General features: G+C 46.5%; 3 protein-coding genes. 1 reads left to right on the top strand and 2 read right to left on the bottom strand.

Annotation, left to right across the window (positions count from 1 at the left end):
* Positions 1–178, top strand: a 178-nt coding sequence (locus tag PX484_RS14655; protein ID WP_287636497.1) for an NADH-quinone oxidoreductase subunit K, incomplete at its 5' end; no start/stop codon positions are given.
* Positions 179–245: 67 nt separating this feature from the next.
* Here PX484_RS14655 and lptC read toward each other — a convergent pair.
* Together lptC and PX484_RS14645 are read right to left on the bottom strand one after the other, a co-directional pair.
* Complete coding sequence (gene lptC, locus PX484_RS14650; protein WP_046661388.1) at positions 246–1,394, bottom strand: LPS export ABC transporter periplasmic protein LptC; 1,149 nt, start codon at positions 1,392–1,394, stop codon at positions 246–248.
* 76 nt (positions 1,395–1,470) lie between these two features.
* The coding region (locus PX484_RS14645; protein ID WP_288104426.1) for an HhoA/HhoB/HtrA family serine endopeptidase at positions 1,471–2,355 on the bottom strand (885 nt) is incomplete at its 5' end.

Here is a 2,355-nt window from a genome sequence, read left to right as displayed (position 1 = left end):
TAACTTAATGGGTTTTTCCAACTATCTTGACCCCGCTAATATTCGAGGCCAAATTTTTACTATTTTCGTGATTACCGTAGCGGCAGCCGAAGCAGCCGTGGGTTTAGCGATTATCCTGACTATCTATCGTAACCGCGACACGATCGATATGGAACAGTTTAATCTGCTCAAATGGTAAGCTTTTAAATATTTACCCCCCCTCTCTCCCTTTTTTGGGGAGAGTTTTTTTTGGCTAATTTTCCCTGTTAACGAGGATAAATCTCAGTGACAACTCGATCGGGGGAGCTACTGGTAACAACAATGTTATTATCTTCTAAAGTGCCGATCGCTTTATCGCCGGTGAGATTAAATTTTGGTTCCTGTTGTTCATAGATAATATTCCCCTCGGCCTCGACAATTTTTTCCGACATTTTCCAAGTTAAGATCTGACTATACAATTGCGCCCCAGTTTTCTGATTAATTCCCTTAACCCCATCCTTGAGATAAGCGATGCGATTGCCTAATTCCACCACCACACGATTACCAGTAATAGTGATTTGATCTTGATATTGAAAAATTTCCGTGGGGCGATCGGAAGTTAGGGTACGATTTTGATAGTTCCAAATTGCCTGAGAACCAGAAATCTGTAAAGGTGGTTCTAAAGAGCGATATTCGAGGTTTTCTTGCAGGATAACCTGATTATTTTTTCTTTCCCAACGACCGCCGATAGCAGTAAGACGATCGATAATAGTTTTATTAATATAGCGATCAAAAGCGACTTTTTGATCGGTACTAATGACCTGTTGCGGAATTTCCCAGTACAGACGCTCGGTTTGCAGGACAACACGAGATTCCTTGGCGGTGGCCACCACTTGACCTTGTAATTCTAGTTTTTCTTGGCGCGTGTCGTAGCGTCCTTGGCGCGCCTTAGCTTCTAGTTGTAGATGACTACCTTTGATCCCTTTGGGGGAGATTAAAATACCTTCCTTGGGTAGCCAACGCAATTCTGGTGCGTTAATAATGGCCTTATTGCGGGGATCTACAGCCACAATATTATCTTTGAGGAGAATTTCCTGGCCTTCCTTGTAAACTTCACCGCGGTCAGCACTAACCTGTAAAACTACTTTCCCCTCTTGATAGATATTACCCTTGATATTTTCCAGACGGGCAATTTTTTGGTCTTGGGTGTAGGTAGCTTTTTTGACCTGAATTTTCCAGAGGGGTTGTCCCGAGGGGTTAGCCTGTTCTAAAGTGGCATTATTGAGAATTAAGCGGCCAGTTTCCTCGATTTTAGGCGATTCTGTCGGCGAAATTTTCGGCGGATCAGGAGGTTGACAGGCCGTTAATCCCAGCAAACCGATTAGAAGGGCAGCCCCGCGCCCAATTGATAATTTTAATTGTAACCGCTGCCTCAATTTCGATCGCTCCGCTGCTATTTTCTCTCCTCCCAGTGTAGGGTAAGGGGTCGCCCCTTGACCGGTTGAAAGTAGTTCACTCGCTACTTTTGCTGGGAAAAACCCCCGGTTGAACGGTGAGAGTTTGTTGTTTACCCCTGCGGTTAATCTCGATTTCCAGATTACCACCGATCGCACTGGTTTCTACACCTTGCTGCACATCGGCGGCGGTTTTAACGGGGTTTCCTGCCACAGTTTCGATGATATCACCCGGTTGCATTCCGGCTTTTTGAGCGGGGGAATTTTCCACCACTCGCAGGACGATTACCCCTTCATTTTGGTCAATATTAAAGTTTAATTCTTTAGTTTCGTTCAATTGCTGCCGTAATTCTGGGGTTAGCGTCACCATCTGGATACCGATGTAGGGATGTTCCGCTTTACCCTTGCTAGATAGCTGTCCCGCCACTTTTTGGGCGGTTTCGATGGGAATAGCAAACCCTAAACCCTGGGCATCGGCCCGAATTGCCGTATTAATGCCGATAACTTCCCCCTTGGCGTTCAGCAACGGGCCGCCGGAATTGCCGGGGTTAATAGCGGCATCGGTTTGGATAAAACGAACCCGTTTATCGGGAACCCCCACTTCGCTGCTAGTCCGGCCCAAGGCACTAATAATGCCCACCGTAACAGTATTATCTAAGCCTAGGGGATTGCCAATAGCGATCGCCCACTCTCCGGGGGTTAAAGTTTCGGCCTTGCCAAAAGTCACCGTCGGTAAATTTTCCGCCTCGATTTTCACCAGGGCCACATCGGTCATATTGTCAACCCCCAGGACTTTACCCTGATAGGTTTGACCGTTTTTCAGAGTCACTTTTACTTGGGTTGTCCCTTCCACCACATGGGCATTAGTCAAAAGTAGTCCATCTGTACTAATGATAAACCCAGAACCGGTTCCCCGTTCCAAATGCTCCCTGGGAATCGGCAC

It is taken from the genome of Microcystis sp. M49636_WE2 (assembly GCF_030065375.1).
Lineage (GTDB): Bacteria > Cyanobacteriota > Cyanobacteriia > Cyanobacteriales > Microcystaceae > Microcystis > Microcystis aeruginosa_C.
Note: the sequence above shows the minus strand (reverse complement) of the source record. Positions and strands in the feature narration are given on the sequence as shown.